This window comes from Neorhizobium galegae (assembly GCF_021391675.1).
In the GTDB taxonomy this organism is placed as follows: domain Bacteria; phylum Pseudomonadota; class Alphaproteobacteria; order Rhizobiales; family Rhizobiaceae; genus Neorhizobium; species Neorhizobium galegae_B.
Genome location: NZ_CP090095.1, coordinates 2,292,581 through 2,311,275, shown reverse-complemented (window position 1 = coordinate 2,311,275; position 18,695 = coordinate 2,292,581). Strand labels below are relative to the sequence as shown.

Sequence of the window (18,695 nt, the reverse complement as noted above, 5' to 3'; positions counted from 1 at the left end):
GCCGGCGATCAAGGAAATACCCGCGCGCCGGGTGTTCGGCGCGGAGGGATCTCGAAAGTAACGAGTAGACGGGGTTTCCGATGGCAATGAATGAAAACAGCGCAGAACTGGCCTTCAGGCCGGCGCAGAAGTCCAGAGCAAAGGGCGTCGCCCTCAACCCGCTTCACGAGGCGGCCATGCGGCTGGCCGGTCTCGGCTTGAACCGTTCCAAGGAAAAGACCCGCGACCTGGTCACGATGCTGCTCAGCCACGGTGCCCGCGCCTGGCGGCATTCCCAGCCGGAAGCCAATGTCCACCTGCATATCGGCATCCGCGCCGGCCGTGCGCCGGTCCGTATCAAGCTTCGCTGATCGGAAGATCAGCAGCTACAGAAGTCCAAGTTCGGCGAGTTCCCGCCGCAGATCTTCCGGAAGCGCCGCCACGTCCTCGCCCAGTTTGCCGAGGTCGCGCGGCGCTTCTTCGCTTTTCAGATACCGCCATCCCTGGAAAGGCCGTTTCGGCTGCGGTGCGGTCTCGATGACCTCGGGCCCGAGCACCAGCTGGCAGCGCTGGATGCCGTCGCCGCCGGTAACCGTGCGGATATCGAGCAGTTTTTGCCGCGCCATCACCTGCCCTTTGATCACCCAGTAGAGCGATCCATCCTCAAGCAGTTCCTCCATGCGCTTCGGCGCCATGCGGGTCGTATGGATGCTGTGCGGTTCGAGGCCGGCAGCCATCGCATTGAGCGACCGCTCGGCGACCCAGTCCTGGAGATCCTGGATCGAATCGGCGCCGACGCAGAGTTTGATGAGATGTAGAGCCATGGTTTGGTTGAAGACCCATCCGCACGTGAGGTCAAGCGTTTGCTCGGTTCACTCCACAGCGCGGACGGTTCAGCACTCGACGACGTTGACCGCAAGGCCGCCCGTGGACGTCTCCTTGTATTTCTCGCTCATGTCGTTGCCGGTCTGGCGCATCGTCTCGATACAGGCGTCGAGCGGCACGAAATGCGTGCCGTCGCCCTTGATGGCGAGCGAGGCGGCCGTGACCGCCTTGACGGCCCCGAGCGCGTTGCGCTCGATGCAGGGCACTTGCACGAGACCGGCGATCGGGTCGCAGGTCATGCCGAGATGGTGTTCCAGCGCGATCTCGGCGGCGTTCTCGATCTGCTCAGGCGAGCCGCCCATGACAGCCGCAAGGCCTGCCGCAGCCATGGCGGCGGCCGAGCCCACTTCGCCCTGACAGCCGACTTCGGCGCCCGAGATCGAGGCATTGTGCTTGATGATGCCGCCGACGGCAGCCGCCGTCAGCAGGAAGTTGTGGACGTCGGCCTGAGTCGCGTCGTCGTGGAAATGCAGGTAATAACGTACCGTTGCGGGAATAACGCCCGCCGCGCCGTTGGTCGGTGCCGTGACCACCCGCCCGCCGCCGGCATTCTCCTCGTTTACCGCCATTGCATAGACGCTCAGCCAGTCGTTGGCGAGCAACGGGTTCAACCGGTTGCTGCGCCATTCCTCGTTCAGCTTGTCGTGGATCGACTTCGCGCGGCGCTTCACCTTCAGCCCGCCGGGCATGATCCCGTCGACCTTGAGGCCGCGGTCGATACAGCTCGACATCGCCTCCCAGATGCGGTCGAGACCGGCATCGAGTTCGGCGGAACTCATCCTGGTTTCTTCGTTGGCGCGCTTCATCTGCGCGATCGTCAGTCCCGAACCGCGTGCCATGTCGAGCATCTGCCTGGCGGAGGCGAAGGGATAGGGAATGCGCGCATCGCCTGCCGATTTCTTAGGCGTACGCATCGCCTCCAGCTCGGTATCGGTCACCACGAAACCGCCGCCGATCGAGTAGTAGATACGTTTCAGGAGAAGCCGGCCGTCGCGGTCGAAGGCGGAAAAACTCATGCCGTTGGCATGGCCCGGCAAGGGCTGCTTCTTGTCGAAGATCAGGTCGGTCCTCGGCTGGAATTCGTAAGCCGGATGGCCGGGCGGCGCGACGCGGCCGCTGCGCTCCACTTCGCCGATAATCTCGTCCATCCTGTCGGGGTCGACGGAGTGCGGCTCCTCGCCGACCAGGCCCAGTATCACCGCCCTGCCCGTCCCGTGACCGATCCCGGTGAACGCGAGCGAACCGTGCAGGCTCACCTTCAGCGCCGCGACATGCGCGCCGGTCGGCCGCGGCCAGTCGTTGGACAGAATGAGATCCAGGAAGCGGTTGGCGGCCGACATCGGTCCCATCGTGTGGGAGCTCGACGGACCGATACCAATCTTGAAAACGTCGAAAACGGACAGGAACATGAGAATCCGTGCGGTGATACGAGGGTGGCCGAGCCTATGTCAGACCGCCGCCGTGCCTCGGCGGTTGCCCGACATCCGGTGAACCGGCCGCGACATGGTCTTAAAATAGAAACGGCGCGGTACGAATACCACGCCGAGGACCGAAATTCCGGAATTTCACTGAGACAGTCAGATAGCGCCGAAAAGATACGCGAGGGCCAAGGCACCTGCAAATCCTACCAGCGCCTTGAAGGTCACGCCCCAGCAGGACTTCTGAACGGTATCTTCCATGTCGTCTCCAGGTTCTTGGCGCATTGATCAACGTCCGCTCCGGGTCGTCATGGCTAATGGTCTATTAAAATCCCGCTGCCTGCGCAATCCAAAAATGGCGGAAACATGGCGGAAGTCCAGGTTGGTCGTGTTCGCAACGCCTGCCCGGCCCTAATAGTTCCCTTCCGGATGCAGGAGGCTTGCCGCCGAAACCGAAACAAAGCATGACGGGACGGATCAAGACCGATTCCGACGGTGAGGCCTATGACGAACGCTGATTATGTTGCGCTTGCCCTCTTTGCCGTGCTTTGGGCCCTTTATTCCTGGGTGACCGCCGGCGCCGGCTCACGGCTGTTTCCGCGCGCCAGCCTCAACCGGGCGATGGCAGAACGGCGCAAGGACTGGATCTACAACTCGCTGCGCCGTGACCTGAAGATGATCGATACCCAGATCCTGGCGGGTCTGCAGAACGGCACCGCCTTCTTCGCCTCGACGTCCATCTTTGCGATCGGCGGCTGTTTCGCGCTGCTGGGCGCTACCGAACAGGTGGAAGCGGTCTTCCGCGACCTGCCCTTCGTCGCTTACGGCGGCCGCACGGCCTTTGAACTCAAGGTGGCCGGCCTCACCTTCCTGTTCGGGTATTCCTTCTTCAAGTTCGGCTGGTCCTACCGGCTGTTCAACTACTGCACCATTCTCTTCGGCGCCCTGCCGATGATGCACGACACCCATGCCGACCGGGCGGCGGCCGAGCGGGCGGCCGATCAGGTGGTGCGGATGAACACGATCGCGGCCGGTCACTTCAATTCCGGCCTGCGCGCGCTGTTTTTGTCGATCGGCTATCTCGGTTGGTTCATCGGACCCTATATGTTCATCGCGATGACCGTCGTCGTGATTGTCGTGCTCACCCGCCGCCAGTATTTTTCCGAGGCGCGGCTGGCGATCATGGACCGCGGGACGCCCTGAAATTGGATCCGGAAAGACAAGCAGTGACTGTTGCCGAAGCCCAGAACCCCGCCCCGCGCAGACCCCGCATCACGCTGATCGATACGCTGCGCGGCGTCGCCCTCATCGCCATGGCGACCTATCACTTCACCTGGGATCTCGAGTTTTTCGGCTATGTCGATCCCGGCACGGCGACCCAGGGCTTTTTCAAGGTCTATGCCCGCTCGATCGCCAGCTCCTTCCTGTTCCTGGCGGGCGTCAGCCTCGTCCTCGCGCATTTCCCGAATATCCGCTGGAAGCCCTTCTGGAAGCGTTTTGCGATGGTCGCAGGCGCTGCAGTCGCGATCAGCATCGCGACGCTGGTCGCCTTTCCGAGCGAATGGATCTATTTCGGCATCCTGCACAATATCGCGCTGTCGAGCCTGATCGGCCTCGCCTTCCTGCGCCTGCCACCGTTGCTGACGGGTGCGATTGTCGTTCTGGTCATTGTAGCAATGATCGTCGACTACAGTCTTGTGCCCGGCGCCCTGGATTCGGCCCTGTTCGACGCCCGTTACCTGAGCTGGCTCGGCTTTGCCGAAATCCCGCCGCGCTCGAACGACTATGTGCCGCTGTTTCCCTGGATCGCGGCACTTCTGGCCGGGGTGGCCGTCACGCGGCTGGCGCTATCGAAAAACTGGCTTCCGAAGCTCGCAGCGGTCCAGACGCGGCCGAACCTTCTCTCGAAGGCCGGACGACACAGTCTGATCGTCTATCTCGTCCACCAGCCGGTCCTGATCGCGCTGGTCTACCTCTTCTCGCTGGTGCATCCAGCCCCGCCGCCCGATCCGCGGATCGGCTATGTCAGAAGCTGCGAGGCGGGCTGCACGGGCCAGGGCAACGACGCCGGCCTCTGCCAGAAGTTCTGCGGCTGTACAGCCGACAAGCTGATCGCCCAGTCGCTGATGACGCCGCTGCAGTCCGGCGCCATCGCTCCGCAGGACGAGCGGGTGCAGTCGCTCGCCGAACAATGCTCGATCGAGGCGCAATAGCCGGATTTTGAAAGATCAGGTCCCTACGCCGATTTCGGCAAGCCGGGTCAGGCAGGCTTCCTCGACATTGTCGAGTTCGCTCAGCGTGTCGTCGATATCCTTGCGCTTCTGGCGCAGGTCGTTGCGCTTCTCGTCGAGGCGCGTCATCAACAGCTTGAGCTGCCCCAGCTCTCCCGGTGGCTCCTTGTAGACCTGGATGATTTCGCGGATCTCGGCGATCGTGAAGCCGATCCGGCGGCCGCGCAGGATTTCCTGGATCAGTCGGCGATCCGTTGCCCGGAAAAGCCGCGTGCGACCCCGGCGCTCGGGGTGGATCAGCCCCTCGTCCTCATAGAAGCGCAGCGTGCGGGTCGAGACCCCGAATTCACGCGTCAGCTCCGTAATGCTATAATACTTGTTCACGATCATGTCCTGCTACTCGTCAGCCAAACTAATTGACTTTTACGTAACAGTCAATTTTTGAGCTCAGCCCGTCATGAACCACCAGGTCGCCAATCCCAGGAACGAGAAGAAACCGGTCGTATCGGTAATCGCCGTAACGAACACCGCCGACGATACCGCCGGATCGGCACCGGCCCGGTCGAGCAGCAGCGGGATCATGATGCCGGCCATGGCGGCCGCAAACATGTTGATCAGCATGGCGGTGGCGATCAGCCCGCCGATATGGACGTCGTGGAACCACAGGCCGGCCACCATGCCGACGAGACAGCCGATCACCACGCCGTTGATCAGGCCGACGCCCGCCTCGCGTCGCGCGACGCGCCAGGCATTGTGAATGTCGAGATTGCGGGTCGCAAGCGCGCGCACCGTCACCGTCATCGTCTGCGAGCCGGCATTGCCGCCCATGCCGGCGACGATCGGCATCAGGATGGCGAGCGCCACCACCTGTTCGATCGTCGCCTCGAAAAGCGAGATCACCGACGCTGAAATGAAGGCGGTGAACAGATTGACCAGCAGCCACGGCACCCGTGACCGCGAGGTCTCGCGCACCGAGTCGGACAGTTCTTCGTCGCCGACGCCGGAGAGGCGCATGATGTCCTCTTCCGCCTCCTCCTGGATGACGTCGACCACGTCGTCGATGGTCAGCACGCCGACCAGCCGGCCGTTCTCGTCGACGACGGCGGCCGAGAGCAGGTCGTACTGTTCGAAGAGCTGGGCTGCTTCTTCCTGGTCCATGTCGGCCGGGATCGGATAGTTCGTCTCCCGCATGATCGTCTCGATCTTCACCTGCCGCTTGGCGCGCAGGATACGGTCGAGGTCGAGCACGCCGAGCAGCTTGAAGGTCGGATCGATCACGAAGATCTGGGTAAAGCTCTCCGGCAGATCCTCCTCGTCGCGCATGTAGTCGATCGTCTGGCCGACGGTCCAGAACGGCGGCACCGCGACGAATTCCGTCTGCATGCGGCGGCCGGCCGACTGTTCGGGATAGTCGAGCGCGCGGCGCAGCCGCACCCGCTCGGTGAACGGCAGTTGCGCGAGGATTTCTTCCCGGTCCTCGTGGTCGAGGTCTTCCAGAATGTAGACCGCGTCGTCCGAATCGAGATCGCCGATCGCCGCCGCGATCTGCGCGTTCGACATCTGGTCGACGATCTCCATGCGGATGTTTTCGTCGACCTCGGTCAGCGCGGTCAGGTCGAAGTCGTCGCCGAGCAGCCGCACAAGCGCATGGCGCTGGTCGGGCAGGATCGCTTCGAGCAGGTCGCCAAGTTCCGATTCGTGCAGGCGCGCTACGTGGCTGCGCAGGAAAAGCGTGTCACGATCGGCGATTGCGGCGCCAACCATCGCCAGGAAGTCGGCGCGGATCGCGCCGTCCTCGGAATAGATGTCGTCACCGGCATCGTCGGTTTTTGTGCGCAGGCGGTCGTCCTCGCCGATATCGCTCATCTGCCGCCCTCGCTGCTGGTCTTTGACAAAAGGAGAATGGCGGCAAAAAACATATTGTCAACAACCGGATAGCTACACCCGGCGCTATTGCTCATGCCACCTGTTTTCCTGCTAGAACAATTGCCGTTCCGGGTCCAGAGCGCATGGCGAAACGATGCGGAAAAACCCCGAAGGGCAGCGAGAGGAGTTCGAAAAGTGGCCATCCGAACCATCCTGAAATATCCCGATCCGGGCCTATCCAGCCCCTGCGAACCGGTCATGGTTTTCGACGCGACCCTGACGGCGCTGGCCCATGACCTTCTCGATACGATGCGGGCGGCACCCGGCGTCGGGATCACCGCCGCGCATATCGGCGTCTTCACCCGGCTCGTGGTGTTGGAACTGTCGAGGGAAAGCGGTCCGCGCTTCTACGCCAATCCGCAGGTCCTTGCGTCCTCGGACGAACTGATGCGGCACATGGAAGGCAGCGTCTCCATGCCCGGTGCAAACGACGAGGTCGAGCGCCCGAAAAGGATCCGGTTCCGCTATCAGGATCTCGGCGGTGCCGTTCATGAAGAGGACGCCGAGGGCTTCTATTCCATCTGCATGCAGCACGAGATCGACCAGCTCGATGGCATCTTCTGGCTGAAACGGCTGTCCCGCCTGAAGCGGGATCGGCTGCTGCGCAAATGGGGCAAGGGAAAATAAAAATCCCGAACCGAACCAAATCCGCGTTCGCCCGTTGTCAGGTCGCAAGTCCAGCGAGGAGCTACGACCATGAATGCGACAGCAGACAAGACCGCAGCCGAGCTCGAGCGAAAAGTATCCGAGCGTCTGGCCGCACTGCCGGACGTCGACTCATCGACGATCGAACCCCATGCCGAGGGAACCAAGGTTATCCTCGAGGGTTCCGTCGATACCGTGTTCTCGGCCAGGAAGGCCGTATTGAGCGCGGAAACCGTGGATGGCGTACATGATGTCGAAAGCCATCTGACCCTGACGGGTAACAAGAATGGCGCATCCACGAGCCATTGAAGCGAAGTACCCGGCGCATCAGCCTTTTTGTGAATTGGGGGTGCGCCGGGTCCATTTTGAACTGACAGGAGGCGCTCGTGCCGGGCAAGAAAAAAGCTGACGATATTTCGCGCGAAGAAGATTTCCGCGATTACGATGACCGAAATATCGATGACGGCTGGCCCTATGACGATGCAACCGGCGCCCGCCCCGTCGATAACGCCGCCTATGGCGATCCCAAGGCCAATTTCGACACGGACCGCAATCGTGGCTATCAGGTGGATAACGTCGAAAGCGACGGCTCTGAAGAACGGCTGGTCGATACCATTCGCCCCGGCACGAAGGGGATCGAGGATGCCGACGATCTCGAAGAACGGGTCACCGACGCGATCGACGAGCTCGATATGATCGACATGGCGTCGATCGATGTGCATGTCGAGGATGGCACGGTGACGCTCGAAGGCGCCGTCGACGATGCGGCGACCTCACGCAAGATCGCCCGACGGATTCAACGCGTCGCCGGCGTCCGCGAACTGGTCAACAATCTCCGGCTCGAAGGCGTCGACAGCCACATTCCCGACGACGACTAAGGGCTTGGCGACGCTAACCGATCGTCAGCGAAATATCCGGCGAACTTTTCAGCGTATTGCTGACGGTGCACATCTCCTCAGCCATATGGGCGATCTGCCTTTTCTGCTCGTCGTCGAACTCCCCTTCGACGCGGAAATCCACGATGAATTTGGTGATGCGCGACGGTCCTTCATGGGCCTTTTCGCCCGTCACATGCACCCTCACCTCGCTCAGCCTGTCGAGAATGCCGAGCTTGCTCGCGGCGATCCGGCCGCTGAGTACAAGGCAGGCGGCAAGCGATGAAAACATCAGGTCGAGCGGGTTGAACCCCGGCTCGGAAGCCCCGGTGACCACTTCCACCTGACCACCCGTCTCACTTGTCACCCGCGGGTGACCGAGGCGTCCGAGGATGGCGGTCGCACCGATCGGCCGTGTCTTGATTTTCAGTTCGACCATGGGCTTGTCCTTCCCTTGCACATACGAGCTTGGAGCGAACCCAAGATAGGCGAGGAATTTCAGGATCGCATCCGCGATACGCGATATAGCTCGATGTTTTGCCATCGGAGCGGCAGATGGCCCAATTTCCCAGATGCCATTTCATCCAGGCAACAAAAAACCCGCCGAAGCGGGTTTTTATTTTGGTGCGGTCGAGAAGACTCGAACTTCCACGTCTTGCGACACAGCGACCTCAACGCTGCGCGTCTACCAATTCCGCCACGACCGCATCGTGGTAGATGCCGACTTGCGCCGGCGGGGCTGCATGTAGCAAAAGCATTTGGGGTGCACAAGTGCGCCGTGACAGATTTTTGAAGGATAAAAATTCTTCTCCCGAATGCCTATATAAACCGGGCCGAAAACCGGCCTCTTGCCGCACCCTTTTGTTTTTGCCAGAAGATTTTCCATGCTCACACGCACCGACCTCAATCTGTCCATGCTGCCGCAAGCCGGCTCTCCGCCGGTGCGCTGGCGAATCTCCGATGGGCTTGTCCCTTACGAGGCCGCGGTGGCGGAGATGGAGCGCGAGGTGGCGGCGATCGCCGATGGCCGTGCCGACGAGCTCGTCTGGCTGCTCGAACACCCGCCGCTCTATACCGCCGGCACCAGCGCCGACGCCGCCGACCTGATCGAGCCGGACCGGTTTCCGGTGTTTTCCACAGGCCGAGGCGGCGAATACACCTATCATGGTCCCGGCCAGCGCGTCGCTTACGTGATGCTCGACCTCAAGCGCCGGCGCCAGGACGTGCGCGCCTATGTGGCGGCGCTCGAGGAACTGGTGATCCGCACCCTCGACATGATGAACGTGCGCGGCGAACGGCGCGAAGACCGCGTCGGCGTCTGGGTGCGCCGTCCGGAAAAGCCGCTTCTGCCGGACGGCTCTATGGCAGAGGACAAGGTGGCCGCCCTCGGCATCCGCCTGCGCCGCTGGGTGAGCTTCCACGGCCTGTCCCTCAATGTCGACCCGGACCTCTCGCATTTCACCGGCATCGTGCCCTGCGGAATCAGTGCCTATGGCGTCACGAGCCTCGTCGATCTCGGCCTTCCGGTGATGATGGCCGATGTGGACATGCGCCTGCGCGAAGCCTTCGAGGAAATCTTCGGCGCCACGGCCTCTGACCCTGCCGCCGCCTGATTGTGGCTTGAACATTGCCGGTCGCTGTGGTTGAAGAACCCGGTTCCTCGAAAGTCCCGGGCATGCCCCCTTCCACACCTGAAAATCCGCTGAAGGGCATGGCCATCATGGCCACCTGCATGGTCATCCTGCCGGTGATGGATGCCATCGCCAAATACATGGCGACCTTCGAGGCGATGTCGCCCGGCCAGGTGACCTTCTACCGCTTCTTTTTCCAGCTCGTCTGCATTCTGCCGCTCGCCGTCTTCACGGGCGCTGCCATCTTCCGGCCGAAGCGCCCCTGGATGAACCTGCTGCGCGGCGTGCTGCATGCGGCGGCCAGCCTGATGTTCTTCGCGGCGGTCAAATACATGCCGCTCGCCGATGTCTTCGCCATCTATTTCGTCGAACCTTTCATGCTCACGATGATGTCGGCGATCTTTTTGCGGGAAAAGGTCGGCTGGCGGCGCTGGCTGGCGATCGTCGCAGGTTTCGGCGGTGCCATGATCGTCATCCAGCCGAGCTATGCGATCTTCGGCTGGACGGCGCTTCTGCCGGTCGCCTGCGCCTTCCTCTTCACGCTCTACCTTTTCCTCAACCGGGCGATCGGCGAAGCCGATCTGCCGCTCGTCATGCAGACCATGGCGGGCGTCGGGGGAACGCTGTTCATGGCCGCGGCCCTGGTCATCGGGGATAGCACGGGGGCTGGGGATTTTACGCCGTCGCTCCCCGCCTCCTGGCTCGGTCTCGTCCTGCTGATGCTGCTCGGCTCGATCTCGGGCTATATGCATCTGCTCGTGGTGCGTGCCTTCCGGCTGGCGCCGCTGTCGCTGCTTGCACCCTTCCAGTATTTCGAGATCATCTCGGCGACCGTGCTCGGTTACGCCCTGTTCGGCGACTTCCCGACCGCCTCCAAATGGTTCGGCATCGCCATCATCGTCGCCTCCGGCCTGTTCATCATCTGGCGGGAGCGTTCCAAATCGAAGCAGTTGGAGACCGTCTGAAGGCGCCGTTTCCCACCGGTTAACCGCGCTTCTTTTCTGCCTCTCAACTTCTCTCAATTATCACCCACATTGAGTTTCATGATGAAACGGAGAAATGAAGATGAGCGGGTTCCGCTTTTCTTTTCCGGCATGTGTCATCGCCGGGAAGGGTCGGATTGTGGCCGACGATATTTTGATGCTGCGCAAATACGCGTTCCCGGATGGCATTTGCTCCTCCGAAGACGCGCTCGCCCTTTTTGCGCTGAATGATTCCTGTCCCGAACAAAGCCCCGAATGGTCGACCTATTTCGTCGAAAGCCTGACGGCATATCTCGTGCGCGGCACGGAGCCGCTGGGACGCATCGACGACGCGAAAGCCAGCTGGCTGATGCGCACGATCGCCGCCGACGGTGCCGTTCATTCCGCGCTGGAGCTCGAATTGCTGCTGCATGCCATGGAAGTGGCGTCCGAGGTGCCGGAGAGCCTCTCGGCCTTTGCTCTCGACCAGGTGCGCCTTGCCCTCGAGCCCGGCGCACGCGGCGCCTACCACGCCGCCCGCCCCAACTCTCCTGGCATCGCCGCCTTTGATCTCACCTATATCTGGCGGGTGCTGCGCGGCGCGATGGAACGTGGCCGGCTTATGCTCTCGCCGGTCGAAGCGCGCGTCCTGCGCGGGATCGACGAACTGGCCGATGCTGAAGCCCATCATCCCGCCTGGCGGGAAATGATCGCCACGGTGGCGACCTATGAAAGGCCGAAGGACGTGCTGCGCTCCGGTCCCTGGCTGGTGACCGATGCCGGGCATCGCCTGATGACGCGAGAGGTGGCGGCCTGACGAACCGCCGGTCGCGCCGCGTTGCACGGCTGCTCGTTCACATTTTAGCGGTTGGCTAAACCGCCTGGAAAATCAATCGGCCTAATGGTGTCCGTGATGATCGGCCAATGGCGAGCCGACAGGCTCCCGAGGTCGATATGACTCCCATTGTCTCCGCCGTCCTATTGCTGACGATCAATCTCGGTCTGCTCTGGCTGCTGATGGCTGCACCCGTCGGCCGCCGCACCATCACGCTGCATCGGACGCTCGAAATCGCTCCTGAACGTCTCTGGCACGCCTTTCACCCCGGTGGCGAGGAAGCGAGCTGGAACCCTTCGATCCTCTCCTCAGGGACGGAAAGGGAGCGCGGCGGGATCGAGATCGCCTACAGCCATCCCGATCGCCACGGTGCGCCGATCCGGCGGGTCTTCAAGGTGGAGGAAAATGTCGACAGTACGCAGCGCAGCTACGAGAGCCGTGCACGCGTGGTCGACGACACCGCGCTCGACATTTCTTTCTGGCGCAACTTCGAGGAATACCGCGCCGTGTCGGCCGTGCCCGGCGGTTCCACGATCACCCTCGCCCAGACGGACGACTATCGCGGCCTCGCCGTCTACCTGTTTCGCTATTTCATGATCCGCCGTGAGCTTTCGTCGTTGACTGCCTGGCTGAAAAACGGCCGGCCGAAAACAGGCGGCATGATCGAACACCCGGTCGTCCAGATAGTCCTGGCGCTCCTCTCGACGCTGCTGCTCTGGCCCTTTTTCGGGCTCACCGCGGCGGGCCTGACGATTTCCATAATCCTGACGCTGGTCATCGTGCTGCACGAGCTGGGGCACATGGCGGCCTATCGCGCCTTCGGGCATGAACGGGTCAGGATGATCTTCGTGCCGTTTCTCGGAGGCATCGCCATCGGCGGGCGGCCCTACAACAGCCGCTTCGAAGTCGCCACCTGCGCGCTCATGGGCGCAGGCATGTCCGCCTTCCTCGTACCGGTGGTGATTTCCGTCCACGACCTCTCAAACGCCCACCTATTGTCCTCGTCCCTGCGTGAACCGGCTCTGGTCTTCCTGCTGATCCTCGGGGCCTTCAACCTCCTCAATCTTCTGCCGATGACCCAGTTCGACGGCGGCCGGGTGCTGAGACAGATCTTTCCGACCCGCAGCCTGCTTGTCACCGGCAGTTTCGGAATCACGCTTTTGATGCTGTGGGTCGGTTACCGGATCGGACTGTCGTCGACGGCCCTGATCGCGGCACTTGCCGTCTTCACGCTGATGAGCCTGATGGGCATTTCGTCCGCCAAGCCGCGCGAAAGTCTCGACCCCATGCATCCGGGCGAGCGGCTGATGGCGGGCCTTGGTCTCTACGCCGCGGTCGCCATCCATTCCCACGGTATCGTATACGCCTGCGACCGCCTTTTCGGCTGATCACCTGCCCTCGACATCACTTGCCATCGACGTCTCCGCCCATTGACATCAACCCGCCAAGCGGCTCCAAAGGTTACATGAAAAGCGAAAACCCCACATTACCGTCCGGCTATTCCGCCGTACCTCCGGGCAAGATTGCCACTGTCGTTACCTGCCTCGAGATGCTCGAAAGGCCGCGCAGGAAAACCGCGACGGCGCCGGATACGCTCGTCTTGGAACGCTGGCAGTCTCCTGCTCCCGACGAATACCGCGCGCTGTTCCGCGCGGTCGGCGAGAGCTGGATGTGGGTCTCGCGGCTTGTCATGGGAGAGGACGAACTCGCTTCGGTCCTTAATGATCCGAAGGTCGAGATTTACGCGCTTCTCGACGGCGGCCGCCGGATCGGCCTCCTGGAGCTCGATTTCCGGAAGCAGGGCGAATGCGAGCTCGTCTATTTCGGCCTCGTCGCGGGTGCGATCGGCAAGGGTGCCGGCCGTTTCATGATGAACTGGGCGATCGAGAAGGCCTGGGCGCATCCGATCCGCCGTTTCTGGGTGCATACCTGTCACTTCGACTACCCGGCCGCAATGCAGTTCTATCAGCGGTCCGGGTTCACGCCCTATGCCGTGATGGTCGAAGTCCTCGACGATCCGCGCCTGACCGGCCTGATGCCGCGCACGACGTCCCCGCACGTGCCCCTCATCGGACCTTGATCCGCTCACCGAAATACGACTGCGAACGGCTCGTTCCGGCTTGAGCCGGCCCCCTCGCCTGTGCAAAGGTCGCGCCGAATCTATAAAGCCTCAAGGGAGAACATCATGGATGTCCGCGCCGCCGTCGCCGTTCAGGCTGGCAAACCGCTCGAAGTCATGACCGTACAGCTCGAAGGCCCGCGCGCCGGCGAAGTGCTGATCGAGGTGAAGGCGACCGGCATCTGCCATACCGATGATTTCACCCTGTCCGGCGCCGATCCTGAAGGCCTCTTTCCGGCGATCCTCGGCCATGAGGGCGCCGGCATCGTCGTCGACGTCGGCCCCGGCGTCACCTCGGTCAGGAAGGGCGACCACGTCATTCCGCTCTATACGCCGGAATGCCGCGAATGCCCCTCCTGCCTGTCGCGCAAGACCAATCTCTGCACCGCGATCCGCTCCACCCAGGGCCAGGGCCTGATGCCCGACGGCACCTCGCGCTTCTCGATCGGCAAGGACAAGATCCATCACTACATGGGCTGCTCGACCTTTGCGAACTATACGGTCCTTCCGGAGATCGCGGTTGCCAAGATCAACCCGGGCGCCCCCTTCGACAAGGTCTGCTACATCGGCTGCGGCGTCACCACGGGCATCGGTGCGGTCATCAACACCGCCAAGGTGGAGATCGGCGCAACTGCCATCGTCTTCGGCCTCGGCGGCATCGGTTTGAACGTCATCCAGGGCCTGCGGCTTGCCGGTGCCGACATGATCATCGGCGTCGATCTGAACAACGACAAGAAGGCCTGGGGCGAACGCTTCGGCATGACCCATTTCGTCAATCCGAAGGAAGTCGACGGCGATATAGTCCCCTATCTCGTCAACCTGACGAAACGTGGAGCCGACCAGATCGGCGGAGCCGACTACACGTTCGACTGCACCGGCAACACCAGGGTCATGCGCCAGGCGCTGGAAGCGTCGCATCGCGGCTGGGGCAAGTCGGTGGTAATAGGCGTTGCCGGCGCCGGCCAGGAAATTTCCACCCGCCCCTTCCAACTCGTTACCGGCCGCACCTGGATGGGCACCGCCTTCGGCGGCGCCCGCGGCCGCACCGACGTGCCGAAGATCGTCGACTGGTACATGGAGGGCAAGATCGAGATCGATCCGATGATCACCCACACGATGCCGCTCGAGGACATCAACAAGGGTTTCGAGCTGATGCATGGCGGCGAATCGATTCGCAGCGTAGTAATTTATTGAGCGCGGTTCCGACACGTTCCGGAACACGCTCCAATGCTGCGAATAGACTAGGATTTAACTCCGTTTAATGTGAGGAACGCAGAAGATGTACAAGTTCGAAATCTACCAGGACAAGGCCGGGGAATACCGTTTTCGCTTCAAGGCTTCGAACGGCCAGGCGATGTTCTCTTCGGAAGGGTATTCGGCCAAGGCTTCCGCCGTTTCGGCCATAGAATCGATCAAGAAAAACGTACCCGGCGCAGCAGTCGACGACCAGACGACCTCCGTCGCCTGAGCCATATCCTGCGCGTAGCCCGCTGGGGCGGGCTACGCTGCCTCCCGTCGCGCGGGAGGTCGCCGGATTGGGCCGGAGTTATCCATTCATGATCTACGTCGACGCCGATGCCTGTCCGGTCAAGCCGGAGATCTCTGAAAGTCGCGGAACGCCATAACCTCGAAGTGACGTTCGTCGCCAATTCCGGCCTGCGACCCTCTCGTGATCCGATGGTCCACAACGTCATCGTCTCGGCCGGTTTCGACGCCGCCGACAACTGGATCGCCGAACGCGCCGGACCCACCGATATCGTCGTTACCGCCGACGTGCCGCTGGCGGTACGCTGTGTTGCATCGGGCGCGCTGGTGACCGGCCCGACCGGCCGGGTCTTCGACGAGACCAATATCGGCATGGCGAGCGCCATGCGCGACCTTGGGGCGCATCTGCGCGAGACCGGAGAAAGCAAGGGCTACAACGCCGCCTTTTCGCCGCGCGACCGCTCGAAATTCCTGGAAACGCTGGACAGGCTCTGCCGCCGCGCCAAATCAGCCACGTGAGCGATCGGAAAACCCGGATGCCGAGCCCCTGGCGCAGAGTGACCTATCACCGGCATGGCCCGTTCTTCGCCGGCACCATAGCCTCGCTGGTCTGTCTGCCGTTCCTGCTCCTTTACGTGCCGGAACTCGCGCCCGGCATTGCAGTCATCGTCTTCTTCCTGATCTACCTCGTCATGATGGCCGCCCGCATCCCGAAGCTCGATGGCGCCACGTTCAGAAAGAAAGGCCAAAACGACGACGAGCCCGCGCCGGTCATCTTGGGGGTAACTTTGCTCGCCGTTGCCGCTGCCGTGGTTTCGCTGTTCGAAGCGCTGAACCGTTCGCAGCCTGCGGGCCTTGCCGCCGTGTCGCTTGCCTTCGCATCCGTCGTGCTCGGCTGGCTGACGATCCACACGATGTTCGCCATGCATTACGCCCACCGCTTCTGGCGGCCGGACGAGCAGGCCGAGCAGAACGAGGCGAAGCGCGGCGGCCTCGATTTTCCCGAAACCGACGAGCCCGGCGCCTACGATTTTCTCTATTTCTCGTTCGTCATCGGCATGACCGCCCAGACTTCGGACGTCCAGATCACCACGACCGGCATGCGCCGCATCAACCTCCTGCATGCGGTCGTGTCCTTCTTTTTCAACACCGTCCTTGTCGCCGCGGCCGTCAACGCCGTCGTGTCGATGAGCAACTGATATCTTCGAGGAGCGTCGATGAAGGTCCTTTCCCAGAACACCGCGTTCGGCGGCATGCAGGGCGTGTTCATGCACGAATCCGAAGCCTGCAAATGCGAGATGACGTTCGCCGTCTTCGTGCCGCCGCAGGCGATCAAGGAGCCCTGCCCGGTCGTCTGGTATCTTTCGGGCCTCACCTGCACCCATGCCAACGTCATGGAAAAGGGCGAATACAGGCGGATGGCCGCGGAACTCGGGCTGATCGTCATCTGCCCGGATACCAGCCCGCGCGGCAATGACGTGCCGGACGAGCTCACCAACTGGCAGATGGGCAAGGGCGCCGGCTTCTATCTCGATGCGACGGAAAAGCCGTGGGCCGAGCATTATCAGATGTACACCTACATCACCGAGGAACTGCCGAACTTCGTCAGCCAGCATTTTCGCATGGACATGGACCGCCAGGGCATTTTCGGCCATTCCATGGGCGGTCACGGCGCGATGACGATCGCGCTCCGGAACCCCGACCGCTTCAAGAGCTGCTCCGCCTTCGCGCCGATCGTCGAGCCCTCGACCGCCGACTGGTCGGCATCCGCCTTCGAGAAATATCTTGGCGCCGACCCCTCGGCCTGGCGCCAATATGATGCCTGCGCACTGGTCGAAGACGGCGCCCGCTTTCCGGAATTCCTGATCGACCAGGGCAAGGCCGACGGCTTTCTCGAAAACGGCCTGCGCCCCTGGCTGTTCGAGGAGGCGGCCAAGGGAACGGATATCGACGTGACGCTGCGGATGCACGAGCGCTACGATCACTCGTATTATTTCATCTCGACCTTCATGGACGATCACCTGCGCTGGCACGCGGAACGGCTGGGCTGAGCTCTTGATCGGACGCACTTTTAGGTAGAGATAAAAGGCTGGCGTTGTTATGGAGAGGGTCAGGTCGTGAGCAAGAGCGGGTCCGCCGGCGAACTCAGCGAACAGGAAATCATCGCGCTATCGGAGACCGACGAATGGGTGCCGGTTGGCGACACCGAAAACCGCAGACGCGTCTGGCAAGATGCCGCGCGCAGGGCGCGATCGAAAGTAAACGGCAGGGCCGCACGCCTGAAAGCCAAGGCGCTTGAACAGGGCATGCCCTATCAGACGCTGATCAATTCGATCCTGCACAAATACGTTTCCTAGGTCTCACGGAAACAGCGCGGTCGCCATGGTCGGGCGGCGCTGGCCGTCGAGGCGGAATTCGCCGGAGATGCGGTCGGCGATCTTTTCGGCGAGGTCACGGTCCGCGGTATCTCCGTCCAGCAGGAAGATCGACGTCTTGAATGTCCCCCTGGCGATCGGTTCGCCGGTATTCACCGATATCGCCTGCACCGTCACCTTCGCCTCATGCCGGCTGCCGATCAGCATCGGCAGATGCGACATCTCGTCGATGCGCACCGAGATGATCGTCCGCGGCAGGGCGATCGACCTGACGGTTGCACGGATCGCCTCGTCGACCAGCATGTCGGTGGCGATCACCAATCCCTTCTGGCACATCCGGCCGCGCGGTCACGAAAGCGCCGCGCACGTCATAGAGAAGTTTTTCCTGCGCCGTATTTGCCTGTTCCAGACGGAACGACATCAGCGGCAGGGCCGTCAAAGCAATGAGACAGAAACGAGACAGACGACGAAACATGAAGGGACCTGCAAGACGGCACCTTCAGATGTTCCAACGAACACGGTTAGAGAACGATTAAGCCGAGGGCTTCAAGGCAAGAAAAGTTTCGGTTGCCGCCCGCATTTCCTTGAACCGCTTGGCGCGCCGATGCTCGGCCTCCGCGTCCGCGCCCCAATGTTCGTTCGTCCAGTCCTCGTCGAGGTGGGCGAGCGTCCAGGCCTCGTCGGCGGTCAGGTGGCCTTCCGCAAACGCGAGCGCCAGGATCGCCGAGCCGGTCAGCGTCGTCACCGTGTGCAGCACGGCGAGTTCGATCGGCGTATCGTATTTCTTCAGGGTCACCGCAAAGGCGGCCGTCGCCTCCTTCGGCTGTTCCTGCGGCATCACGCCTTCGACCAGGATGAAGCGGGCGCCGAGTTCGTTCGCCGCCCAATCGACGATCGGGTCCCACAGGTCGTTCTGGCGTGCCACCAGGTTTTCCGGTGCTTCGGCGCGGTAGCAGAGCAAGTCGCTCGAAGAGAACCGCAGGATATCCTCGAACACCGCCTGCGGATCTATCGCGATGCCGTCGATCGCCGTGTTGACGAGCCGCGTCACCGGCATGGTGCCGGGATCGATCACATCCACCTGGTTCGCCCATTCGTCGCGGATCAGTTCGGCAAGCCGCGCTGTCGGTGCCATGAGCCCGTTCTTGGCGGGCGTCCGGACCGGCCGGCCGTCGAGATGGATGGCGTGGCCGCCCTCGCCTTCGGCAACCGATACTTCCTTGTAGAAGCGCTTCGGCAGCGGCTTGTGCATCTGGATCTGCGCCCGCCGCGTCGGGTCCGGATGGCTCAGCGCTTCGGATGGATCGGGAAACATGTCACGCATGGAAA

General features: G+C 62.3%; 23 protein-coding genes, 1 tRNA gene and 1 pseudogene. 17 read left to right on the top strand and 8 right to left on the bottom strand.

The genetic code is table 11. The features are described from left to right. The first annotated feature begins 80 nt into the window (after window positions 1-80). Complete coding sequence (locus LZK81_RS11580) at window positions 81-350, top strand: hypothetical protein (RefSeq protein ID WP_233956386.1); 270 nt, start codon at window positions 81-83, stop codon at window positions 348-350. Window positions 351-365: 15 nt separating this feature from the next. Here the strand turns inward: LZK81_RS11580 and LZK81_RS11575 are convergent, their stop codons facing one another. Then, window positions 366-803: a DUF1489 family protein gene (locus LZK81_RS11575; RefSeq protein ID WP_046607038.1), complete on the bottom strand. Its 438-nt coding sequence runs from the start codon at window positions 801-803 to the stop codon at window positions 366-368. 69 nt (window positions 804-872) lie between these two features. Next, window positions 873-2,273: an L-serine ammonia-lyase gene (locus LZK81_RS11570; RefSeq protein ID WP_233956385.1), complete on the bottom strand. Its 1,401-nt coding sequence runs from the start codon at window positions 2,271-2,273 to the stop codon at window positions 873-875. Window positions 2,274-2,786: 513 nt separating this feature from the next. Between LZK81_RS11570 and LZK81_RS11565 the strand changes: the two genes are divergently transcribed. Then, entirely contained in the window at window positions 2,787-3,485 is a 699-nt protein-coding gene (locus tag LZK81_RS11565; RefSeq protein WP_046607040.1) for a DUF599 domain-containing protein, read from the top strand. A 23-nt stretch (window positions 3,486-3,508) separates the two neighbouring features. Continuing rightward, the gene (locus LZK81_RS11560) at window positions 3,509-4,495 is read left to right on the top strand and encodes a DUF1624 domain-containing protein (protein WP_233956383.1); all 987 of its coding nucleotides are present in this window, start codon (window positions 3,509-3,511) and stop codon (window positions 4,493-4,495) included. 15 nt (window positions 4,496-4,510) lie between these two features. On the opposite strand, the gene LZK81_RS11555 is transcribed toward LZK81_RS11560, so the two are convergent. Together LZK81_RS11555 and mgtE are read right to left on the bottom strand one after the other, a co-directional pair. Then, window positions 4,511-4,903 carry a MerR family transcriptional regulator gene (locus LZK81_RS11555; RefSeq protein ID WP_037082306.1) on the bottom strand — a complete coding sequence of 131 codons (393 nt, stop codon included), beginning with the start codon at window positions 4,901-4,903 and terminating at the stop codon, window positions 4,511-4,513. Window positions 4,904-4,960: 57 nt separating this feature from the next. Beyond that, entirely contained in the window at window positions 4,961-6,379 is a 1,419-nt protein-coding gene (gene mgtE / locus LZK81_RS11550; protein ID WP_233956382.1) for a magnesium transporter, read from the bottom strand. Window positions 6,380-6,574: 195 nt separating this feature from the next. On the opposite strand from mgtE, the gene LZK81_RS11545 reads away from it, so the two are divergent. The 3 genes from LZK81_RS11545 to LZK81_RS11535 all read left to right on the top strand — a co-directional run bounded on the left by LZK81_RS11545 (window position 6,575) and on the right by LZK81_RS11535 (window position 7,962). Next, entirely contained in the window at window positions 6,575-7,066 is a 492-nt protein-coding gene (locus tag LZK81_RS11545; RefSeq protein WP_233956381.1) for a peptide deformylase, read from the top strand. A gap of 69 nt (window positions 7,067-7,135) precedes the next feature. Next, on the top strand, window positions 7,136-7,393 hold the full coding sequence (locus LZK81_RS11540) for a BON domain-containing protein (protein WP_052753650.1): 258 nt from the start codon (window positions 7,136-7,138) through the stop codon (window positions 7,391-7,393). Window positions 7,394-7,470: 77 nt separating this feature from the next. Next, on the top strand, window positions 7,471-7,962 hold the full coding sequence (locus LZK81_RS11535; protein ID WP_046607044.1) for a BON domain-containing protein: 492 nt from the start codon (window positions 7,471-7,473) through the stop codon (window positions 7,960-7,962). A 13-nt stretch (window positions 7,963-7,975) separates the two neighbouring features. Here the strand turns inward: LZK81_RS11535 and LZK81_RS11530 are convergent, their stop codons facing one another. Continuing rightward, window positions 7,976-8,398 carry an OsmC family protein gene (locus LZK81_RS11530; RefSeq protein WP_233956379.1) on the bottom strand — a complete coding sequence of 141 codons (423 nt, stop codon included), beginning with the start codon at window positions 8,396-8,398 and terminating at the stop codon, window positions 7,976-7,978. 183 nt (window positions 8,399-8,581) lie between these two features. Beyond that, window positions 8,582-8,666, bottom strand: a tRNA-Leu gene (locus LZK81_RS11525). A 177-nt stretch (window positions 8,667-8,843) separates the two neighbouring features. Between LZK81_RS11525 and lipB the strand changes: the two genes are divergently transcribed. From lipB to LZK81_RS11470, 11 genes and pseudogenes are all read left to right on the top strand, one after another. Next, entirely contained in the window at window positions 8,844-9,572 is a 729-nt protein-coding gene (lipB, locus tag LZK81_RS11520; RefSeq protein WP_233956377.1) for a lipoyl(octanoyl) transferase LipB, read from the top strand. Between the two features lie 62 nt (window positions 9,573-9,634). After that, on the top strand, window positions 9,635-10,555 hold the full coding sequence (locus LZK81_RS11515; protein ID WP_233956376.1) for a DMT family transporter: 921 nt from the start codon (window positions 9,635-9,637) through the stop codon (window positions 10,553-10,555). A 175-nt stretch (window positions 10,556-10,730) separates the two neighbouring features. Continuing rightward, on the top strand, window positions 10,731-11,369 hold the full coding sequence (locus tag LZK81_RS11510) for a hypothetical protein (RefSeq protein ID WP_233956374.1): 639 nt from the start codon (window positions 10,731-10,733) through the stop codon (window positions 11,367-11,369). Window positions 11,370-11,506: 137 nt separating this feature from the next. After that, complete coding sequence (locus tag LZK81_RS11505; RefSeq protein ID WP_233956373.1) at window positions 11,507-12,775, top strand: hypothetical protein; 1,269 nt, start codon at window positions 11,507-11,509, stop codon at window positions 12,773-12,775. Between the two features lie 77 nt (window positions 12,776-12,852). Then, window positions 12,853-13,467 (top strand): GNAT family N-acetyltransferase, encoded by a 615-nt coding sequence (locus tag LZK81_RS11500; protein ID WP_233956372.1) that lies wholly within the window; start codon window positions 12,853-12,855, stop codon window positions 13,465-13,467. Window positions 13,468-13,572: 105 nt separating this feature from the next. After that, complete coding sequence (locus LZK81_RS11495; RefSeq protein WP_233956370.1) at window positions 13,573-14,700, top strand: S-(hydroxymethyl)glutathione dehydrogenase/class III alcohol dehydrogenase; 1,128 nt, start codon at window positions 13,573-13,575, stop codon at window positions 14,698-14,700. A gap of 85 nt (window positions 14,701-14,785) precedes the next feature. Beyond that, a complete protein-coding gene (locus LZK81_RS11490) occupies window positions 14,786-14,974 on the top strand; it encodes a YegP family protein (RefSeq protein ID WP_038587050.1) in 189 nt (62 codons plus the stop codon). A gap of 88 nt (window positions 14,975-15,062) precedes the next feature. Next, a pseudogene (locus LZK81_RS11485) lies at window positions 15,063-15,510 on the top strand (YaiI/YqxD family protein). A gap of 17 nt (window positions 15,511-15,527) precedes the next feature. Then, window positions 15,528-16,190: a DUF1345 domain-containing protein gene (locus tag LZK81_RS11480; RefSeq protein ID WP_046607051.1), complete on the top strand. Its 663-nt coding sequence runs from the start codon at window positions 15,528-15,530 to the stop codon at window positions 16,188-16,190. Between the two features lie 18 nt (window positions 16,191-16,208). Beyond that, window positions 16,209-17,042, top strand: a complete 834-nt coding sequence (fghA, locus tag LZK81_RS11475) for an S-formylglutathione hydrolase (protein WP_233956369.1) — start codon at window positions 16,209-16,211, stop codon at window positions 17,040-17,042. Window positions 17,043-17,108: 66 nt separating this feature from the next. Continuing rightward, a complete protein-coding gene (locus tag LZK81_RS11470) occupies window positions 17,109-17,348 on the top strand; it encodes a DNA-binding protein (RefSeq protein ID WP_233956368.1) in 240 nt (79 codons plus the stop codon). Between the two features lie 3 nt (window positions 17,349-17,351). Here the strand turns inward: LZK81_RS11470 and LZK81_RS11465 are convergent, their stop codons facing one another. Continuing rightward, window positions 17,352-17,684, bottom strand: coding sequence for a hypothetical protein (locus tag LZK81_RS11465; RefSeq protein WP_233956367.1), 333 nt, complete (start codon window positions 17,682-17,684; stop codon window positions 17,352-17,354). Window positions 17,685-17,898: 214 nt separating this feature from the next. Beyond that, on the bottom strand, window positions 17,899-18,690 hold the full coding sequence (locus tag LZK81_RS11460; RefSeq protein WP_233956365.1) for an ATP12 family chaperone protein: 792 nt from the start codon (window positions 18,688-18,690) through the stop codon (window positions 17,899-17,901). Between the last annotated feature and the right edge of the window lie 5 nt (window positions 18,691-18,695).

Excerpts from the sequence above, each read along its gene's own strand:
- LZK81_RS11580 (WP_233956386.1), top strand. The coding sequence starts at position 81 with ATGGCAATGAATGAAAACAGCGCAGAACTGGCCTTCAGGCCGGCGCAG.
- LZK81_RS11575 (WP_046607038.1), bottom strand. The coding sequence starts at position 803 with ATGGCTCTACATCTCATCAAACTCTGCGTCGGCGCCGATTCGATCCAG.
- LZK81_RS11570 (WP_233956385.1), bottom strand. The coding sequence starts at position 2,273 with ATGTTCCTGTCCGTTTTCGACGTTTTCAAGATTGGTATCGGTCCGTCG.
- LZK81_RS11565 (WP_046607040.1), top strand. The coding sequence starts at position 2,787 with ATGACGAACGCTGATTATGTTGCGCTTGCCCTCTTTGCCGTGCTTTGG.
- LZK81_RS11555 (WP_037082306.1), bottom strand. The coding sequence starts at position 4,903 with ATGATCGTGAACAAGTATTATAGCATTACGGAGCTGACGCGTGAATTC.
- mgtE (WP_233956382.1), bottom strand. The coding sequence starts at position 6,379 with ATGAGCGATATCGGCGAGGACGACCGCCTGCGCACAAAAACCGACGAT.
- LZK81_RS11540 (WP_052753650.1), top strand. The coding sequence starts at position 7,136 with ATGAATGCGACAGCAGACAAGACCGCAGCCGAGCTCGAGCGAAAAGTA.
- LZK81_RS11530 (WP_233956379.1), bottom strand. The coding sequence starts at position 8,398 with ATGGTCGAACTGAAAATCAAGACACGGCCGATCGGTGCGACCGCCATC.
- lipB (WP_233956377.1), top strand. The coding sequence starts at position 8,844 with ATGCTCACACGCACCGACCTCAATCTGTCCATGCTGCCGCAAGCCGGC.
- LZK81_RS11515 (WP_233956376.1), top strand. The coding sequence starts at position 9,635 with ATGCCCCCTTCCACACCTGAAAATCCGCTGAAGGGCATGGCCATCATG.
- LZK81_RS11510 (WP_233956374.1), top strand. The coding sequence starts at position 10,731 with ATGCTGCGCAAATACGCGTTCCCGGATGGCATTTGCTCCTCCGAAGAC.
- LZK81_RS11505 (WP_233956373.1), top strand. The coding sequence starts at position 11,507 with ATGACTCCCATTGTCTCCGCCGTCCTATTGCTGACGATCAATCTCGGT.
- LZK81_RS11500 (WP_233956372.1), top strand. The coding sequence starts at position 12,853 with ATGAAAAGCGAAAACCCCACATTACCGTCCGGCTATTCCGCCGTACCT.
- LZK81_RS11495 (WP_233956370.1), top strand. The coding sequence starts at position 13,573 with ATGGATGTCCGCGCCGCCGTCGCCGTTCAGGCTGGCAAACCGCTCGAA.
- LZK81_RS11490 (WP_038587050.1), top strand. The coding sequence starts at position 14,786 with ATGTACAAGTTCGAAATCTACCAGGACAAGGCCGGGGAATACCGTTTT.
- LZK81_RS11480 (WP_046607051.1), top strand. The coding sequence starts at position 15,528 with ATGCCGAGCCCCTGGCGCAGAGTGACCTATCACCGGCATGGCCCGTTC.
- fghA (WP_233956369.1), top strand. The coding sequence starts at position 16,209 with ATGAAGGTCCTTTCCCAGAACACCGCGTTCGGCGGCATGCAGGGCGTG.
- LZK81_RS11460 (WP_233956365.1), bottom strand. The coding sequence starts at position 18,690 with ATGCGTGACATGTTTCCCGATCCATCCGAAGCGCTGAGCCATCCGGAC.